The sequence below is a fragment of the Phaeovulum sp. genome, from assembly GCF_041596715.1.
In the GTDB taxonomy this organism is placed as follows: domain Bacteria; phylum Pseudomonadota; class Alphaproteobacteria; order Rhodobacterales; family Rhodobacteraceae; genus UBA6213.
Window position 1 is genome coordinate 1 of the sequence record NZ_JBFHIA010000193.1, and the last position, 6,083, is coordinate 6,083.

General features: G+C 60.8%; 7 protein-coding genes. 6 read left to right on the forward strand and 1 reads right to left on the reverse strand.

Annotation, left to right across the window (positions count from 1 at the left end):
* From ABY403_RS12425 to ABY403_RS12435, 3 genes are all read left to right on the forward strand, one after another.
* Window positions 1–525 (forward strand): HD domain-containing protein (locus ABY403_RS12425; protein WP_372841141.1); only part of this gene is annotated, 525 nt, incomplete at its 5' end.
* A gap of 102 nt (window positions 526–627) precedes the next feature.
* The gene (locus ABY403_RS12430) at window positions 628–1,842 is read left to right on the forward strand and encodes an NADP-dependent isocitrate dehydrogenase (protein ID WP_372841142.1); all 1,215 of its coding nucleotides are present in this window, start codon (window positions 628–630) and stop codon (window positions 1,840–1,842) included.
* A 178-nt stretch (window positions 1,843–2,020) separates the two neighbouring features.
* Window positions 2,021–2,494: a cytochrome c gene (locus ABY403_RS12435; RefSeq protein WP_372841143.1), complete on the forward strand. Its 474-nt coding sequence runs from the start codon at window positions 2,021–2,023 to the stop codon at window positions 2,492–2,494.
* Between the two features lie 45 nt (window positions 2,495–2,539).
* On the opposite strand, the gene ABY403_RS12440 is transcribed toward ABY403_RS12435, so the two are convergent.
* A complete protein-coding gene (locus tag ABY403_RS12440; RefSeq protein WP_372841144.1) occupies window positions 2,540–2,767 on the reverse strand; it encodes a hypothetical protein in 228 nt (75 codons plus the stop codon).
* Between the two features lie 451 nt (window positions 2,768–3,218).
* On the opposite strand from ABY403_RS12440, the gene ABY403_RS12445 reads away from it, so the two are divergent.
* The 3 genes from ABY403_RS12445 to typA all read left to right on the forward strand — a co-directional run bounded on the left by ABY403_RS12445 (window position 3,219) and on the right by typA (window position 6,038).
* Complete coding sequence (locus tag ABY403_RS12445) at window positions 3,219–3,821, forward strand: YitT family protein (protein WP_372841145.1); 603 nt, start codon at window positions 3,219–3,221, stop codon at window positions 3,819–3,821.
* Between the two features lie 2 nt (window positions 3,822–3,823).
* Window positions 3,824–4,159, forward strand: coding sequence for a multidrug efflux SMR transporter (locus ABY403_RS12450; RefSeq protein ID WP_372841146.1), 336 nt, complete (start codon window positions 3,824–3,826; stop codon window positions 4,157–4,159).
* 61 nt (window positions 4,160–4,220) lie between these two features.
* Window positions 4,221–6,038 carry a translational GTPase TypA gene (typA, locus tag ABY403_RS12455; RefSeq protein WP_372841147.1) on the forward strand — a complete coding sequence of 606 codons (1,818 nt, stop codon included), beginning with the start codon at window positions 4,221–4,223 and terminating at the stop codon, window positions 6,036–6,038.
* The last annotated feature ends 45 nt before the right edge of the window (window positions 6,039–6,083 follow it).

Here is a 6,083-nt window from a genome sequence, read left to right on the forward strand (position 1 = left end):
CGCGCCACAACCCTTAACGATGGCTCGCGCCGCGAAAACTCGGGCGAGCATAGCTGGCATCTGGCGCTTTATGCGCTGGTGCTGGCCGATCAGGCTGGCCCCGGCGTCGATATTGCGCGCGTCATCAAGATGCTTTTGCTGCACGATCTGGTCGAGATTGACGTAGGCGACGTTCCGATTCATTCCGCAAATGGCACCGCCCACGGTTCTAGCGAAGTTCAGGCCGCCGAGACGCGGGCTGCCGAGCGCATTTTTGGCCTGCTGCCGCCTGATATTGGCGACGACCTCATGGCACTTTGGGCCGAGTTCGAAGCCGCCAGCACCCCCGATGCGCTTTTTGCCAAATCGCTCGACCGCGTGCAGCCTGTCATGGCCAACCTTGCCGCCGGTGGCGGCACATGGGTTGAATACAACGTCACCGCCGAACAGCTCGAATCCCGCGTCGGCACCAAGGTGGCGCGCGGCGCGCCTGCGCTGTGGCAATGGGTTCGCGGCCAGTTGCGCAGCTACTTCCCCGATATCTGACCAAGGCGGCAGATTTTCGGTATGCAATCGCATACAACCCTTCCCAATCCCCTTGTGCTGGGTTAAGAGCCCCCAACCGCATCCAAACCACATGAGGGCCCTATGTCGAAGATCAAGGTAGCGAACCCCGTCGTCGAACTCGACGGCGATGAAATGACCCGGATCATCTGGGATTTCATCAAGAAGAAGCTGATCCTGCCCTACCTCGACATCGACCTGAAGTATTACGACCTCGGCATTGAAGAGCGTGATCGCACCAACGACCAGATCACCATCGATTCGGCTCACGCGATCCAGAAATACGGCGTCGGCGTTAAATGCGCGACCATCACCCCCGATGAAGCGCGGGTCGAAGAGTTCGGCCTCAAGCAGATGTGGAAATCGCCGAATGGCACCATCCGCAACATCCTTGGCGGCGTCATTTTTCGCGAACCGATCATCTGCAAGAACGTCCCGCGCCTTGTGCCCGGCTGGACCCAGCCGATCGTCGTTGGCCGTCACGCCTTTGGCGACCAATACAAGGCTACCGATTTCCTCTTCCCCGGCGCGGGCAAGTTGACGCTGAAGTTCGTCGGTGAAGACGGCACCGTGATCGAGCGCGACGTTTATGACGCGCCCGGCGCTGGTGTGGTGATGGGCATGTACAACCTCGACGCCTCGATCATCGACTTCGCCCGTTCGTCGATGAACTATGGCCTGCTGAAAGGCTGGCCGGTCTACCTTTCGACCAAGAACACGATCCTCAAAGCCTATGACGGCCGCTTCAAAGACCTGTTCCAAAAGGTCTATGACGAAGAGTTCGCAGACAAGTTCAAGGCCAAGGGCATCACCTACGAGCATCGCCTGATCGACGACATGGTGGCCTCGGCGATGAAATGGTCGGGCGGCTATGTCTGGGCGTGTAAAAACTACGATGGCGACGTGCAATCCGATACCGTGGCGCAGGGCTTCGGCTCGCTTGGCCTGATGACCTCGGTGCTGATGACCCCCGATGGCAAGATCGTCGAGGCCGAAGCTGCGCACGGCACCGTGACCCGCCACTTCCGCGAGCATCAAAAGGGCAAGGAAACTTCGACCAACTCGATCGCCTCGATCTATGCTTGGACCGGCGGCCTGAAGCATCGCGCCAAGCTTGACGGGAACGAGGCGCTGATGCGCTTTGCCACCACGCTCGAGCGTGTCACGGTGCAAACGGTCGAAGATGGTTTCATGACCAAAGACCTCGCACTGCTGGTCGGCCCCGAGCAGAAATGGCTGAGCACCATCGGCTATCTGGAAAAAGTTGACCAATACCTCAATACCGCGCTGAAAGGCTAAGCCTTTCGCACGATAAATACTGGGGGGCCGGGCGCTGCGACGCGCCCGGCCTTTTGCTTTGCAACGCTGACGTAACCCTTTCATCCAAAGGGACAAAATGCCGCATCCGGCGCCCTTGGATCGGGGGCGCACGTTTGTATGATGCGCGCCTTACATTCCGCATCTGGGAGATTTCGCCGTGAAAATTACCAAACTCGCCACGCTCGCAGCACTTGCGCTGAGCGTCACCTTTGGCAGCGCCCACGCACAGGAGCGCAAGGACCCGCTTCTGTCGAACATCGAGCAGCGTCAGGCCTTTTTCAAACTTGTTGCGCTGTACTACGGCCCGCTCAACGCCATGAACAAGGGCGACATGCCCTACGATGCCGCCGCGGCCAGCGCAGCTGCGGCGAACCTTGCGCTTTTGGTGCAGCTTGACCAAGCGGCGCTTTGGAAAGCCGGGGCTGATCGCAGCTTTTCCGAAGCCAGCACGACCCTGCCGAAGGCATTTGAAGACGCGGGCGCAATCGACAAGGGCTTGGAAAGCCTCGCCGCAGCGGTCGCGGCACTCGTCCCGGTTGCGGGCGATGGGCTGGAGCCGATGAAAGCGGCCTTCGCCCCAGTCGGCGGCACCTGCAAAGATTGCCACGACGCCTACCGCTTCAAGGAATAAGCCTCCGCGCACGGCCCGCCAGTTTCGCGGGCCGTGCCGAAAGCTCTACCAGAACTGGCCCCGCCCCACCGGGGGGGCCGCACTTGGCGGCAGCCCGATGTCACGCCGCAGATAGTTGTTCAGTCCTAGCCTGTCGCATGGCCGCTTTTGCCGACGGACCAACGCCGCAAGCGCCGCCGCCAGCACACGCCATGCGCCAAGTTCTTCGATCAGCCCGCGCAATTGCCCAGCCGCCGCCGCCCCTGTTGGGGCAAATCCATTATGATTTAGCATGATATTCCCGACTACGCTTGCGCGCGCCGGCTCCTTTAAATTGCCCGAAGACCTCATGCCAAAGGCCAAGCCTTGGGCGTGTTGGGGTTCAATCGGTGTGGGTTTCAGAGTGGGGGTGAGGCCGAATTGGCCCCAATTGCCTCAGCCGCGCGGGGAGAGGGTCGCGCAATATCGCAGTGAAGCGATCGCGCTGCTTCCGACCCGCAGAGCGAGAGCGTATTGACCAATCATATGACGCCTCCCTCATTGAGCGTTTCGGATGGCGGTCCAAATGCCATAACCGCGCATTTGCGCCAAGCCTCCAATTTGCCTGTGACATACGCGTGGCAACAGTTGTGGCCGCGCCGCAACAGCGCCCCCATGCCGCTACCCCTTGCAACTTTATCCCCGCAGAAATATCCCGGACCAGACCGCAGGGCGAAAAGCCCAAGGCGTTATTCGGATAGCATACATGACCGACCCCCATCACCACTCGCCAGTCGAGGACGCGCAAGGCATCGTTTACGGTGCCGGCATGGCGGCTTTTGCCATTGTCATGCTGACCCAACTCGGCTTCGTGACGGGCCAGACGGCGGGGCTGGCGATCCTGATCTCTTATGCCACGGGCTGGGGATTTGGGCCGGTGTTCTTTGCGGTCAATCTGCCCTTCTATTGGCTTGGCTATCGGCGCATGGGCTGGCGCTTTACGCTCAAGACCTTTGCGGCGGTCGGGCTGGTTTCGCTGCTTTCAAGTTACATGCCGCATTGGGTAGAGTTTGCGTATCTGCACCCCGCACTAGGTGCGGTGATGATCGGTTTCATGTCGGGCTCGGCTTTGCTGGCGCTGTTCCGCCACGGTGCCAGCCTTGGCGGTGTCGGAATCGTGGCGCTGTATCTGCAAGACCGCACCGGGTTTCGCGCCGGTTGGACGCAACTTATCTTTGACGCCTGCCTGTTTTCAGTAGCCCTCATGCTGCGCGATGTGCAGACTGTGGCCTGGTCTTTCCTTGGCGCGCTGGTGTTGAACTTGGTCATTGCCCTCAACCACCGGCGCGACCGTTACATCGCGGCCTGATCATGCTGGCAACCTACACCTACCTGTTCCTCGCGGTCCTTCTTGAAACCTTCGGTTCGTCCTGTTTGCAGGCCAGCCAGCAATTCACCCGGTTCTGGCCTTCGGTCGGGGTTCTGGTGGGCTTTGGTGGGGCCTTCTGGTTTTTCGCGCTGGTGCTGCGCGTGCTGCCGCTGGGCATTACCTATGCGCTCTGGTCGGGCATCGGCATCATTCTTATTTCCGTTTCGGGCCGGCTTCTGTTTGGGCAGCGGCTTGACCTAGCGGCGGTGCTGGGACTGACATTGATCATCTGCGGCATTCTCGTCATCAACCTGTTTTCTAATTCAACCACGCATTAGGCTGGCCAATCGCGCCGGTATCGACTATGCGGCGAGCCGCAGCATGCAATTGGCGGATCAAATGGACCTTCGCAATATCGCGATCATCGCACACGTGGACCACGGCAAGACGACCCTGGTCGACGAGCTTCTGAAACAGTCGGGCACCTACCGCGAAAACCAAGCCACGACCGAGCGGGCGATGGACTCGAACGACATCGAGCGCGAGCGCGGTATCACAATTCTGGCCAAGGCCACTTCGGTCGAGTGGAAGGGCGTGCGTATCAACATCGTCGATACCCCCGGCCACGCCGATTTCGGCGGCGAGGTGGAACGCATCCTGAGCATGGTTGACGGCGTGTGCCTGTTGGTCGATGCCGCCGAAGGGCCGATGCCGCAGACGAAGTTCGTTACCGCCAAGGCGCTGGCGCTGGGGCTCAAGCCGATCGTTGTGCTGAACAAGGTCGATAAGGCTGCTGCTGAACCGGACCGCGCGCTGAACGAGGTGTTCGACCTTTTCGCCAACCTCGGGGCCAACGACGAACAACTCGACTTTCCGCATATTTATGCTTCAGGCATAGGCGGTTGGGCGGATCTCGAACTCGACGGTCCGCGCAAGGATCTTTCGGCATTGTTCGATCTGATCCTGTCGCATGTCGAGGCACCCAAGCAGATCGCACAGCGTGATGAACCCTTCCGCATGTTGGCAACCACGCTGGGGCTTGACCCCTTCATCGGCCGCATCTTGACGGGCCGGGTTGAAGCGGGCCGCTTGAAGGTCGGTGAAACGCTGAAGGCTCTGTCGCGCACCGGCGAGAAGCTGGAGCAATTCCGCGTCTCGAAAATCCTTGCCTTCCGCGGCCTTTCGCAAACCGCAATCGACCTTGCCGAGGCGGGCGACATCGTGACCGTTGCGGGCATGTCCAAGGCCAACGTCGCCGACACGCTCTGCGATCTTTCCGTCGATACCGCCCTGCCCGCGCAGCCTATCGACCCGCCGACCATTTCCGTAACCTTCGGCATCAACGACAGCCCGCTGGCTGGCCGCGACGGCAGCAAGGTGCAAAGCCGAGTGATTCGCGACCGCCTCTTGCGCGAGGCGGAATCGAACGTGGCGATCAAGGTTGAAGACACGCCCTCGGGCGACGCCTTCGTCGTTTCGGGCCGCGGCGAATTGCAGATGGGCGTGCTGATCGAAAACATGCGCCGCGAAGGCTTCGAGCTTTCAATCTCGCGTCCACGGGTGATTTTGCGCGACATCGACGGGGTCAAGCACGAGCCGCTGGAAGAGGTCATCGTCGATGTCGATGACGAATATTCGGGTGCTGTGATCGACAAGCTGACCTCGACCCGCAAGGGCGAGTTGGTAGACATGCGCCCCGCCGGCCACGGCAAAACCCGGATCATCGCCCACGTGCCTTCGCGCGGCCTGATCGGCTATCAGGGCGAGTTCATGACCGACACCCGTGGCAACGGCGTGCTCAACCGCATCTTCCATAGCTGGACGCCATACCGTGGCCCGATTCAGGGCCGCCGTCAGGGTGTGCTGGTGTCGATGGAGGCGGGTGTCAGCGTGGCCTTCGCGCTGTGGAACCTGGAAGACCGCGGCAAGATGTTCATCGGCGCGCAAGAGCAGGTGTATGAGGGCATGATCATCGGCGAACACAGCCGTGACAACGACCTCGACGTGAACCCGCTGAAGGGCAAGAAACTGACCAACATGCGCGCCTCGGGCACCGACGAAGCCGTGCGCCTGACCACGCCGGTTCGCATGAGCCTTGAAGAAGCGATCGCCTATATCGACGACGATGAACTGGTCGAAGTCACGCCCAAGGCGATCCGCATGCGCAAGCGCTTTCTCGACCCGCACGAACGCAAGCGCGCCGCCAAGGCTAGCTGATAGCCCTGCATGTGGCGGCCCTTTGCATGGGGCCGCCATGGGCGC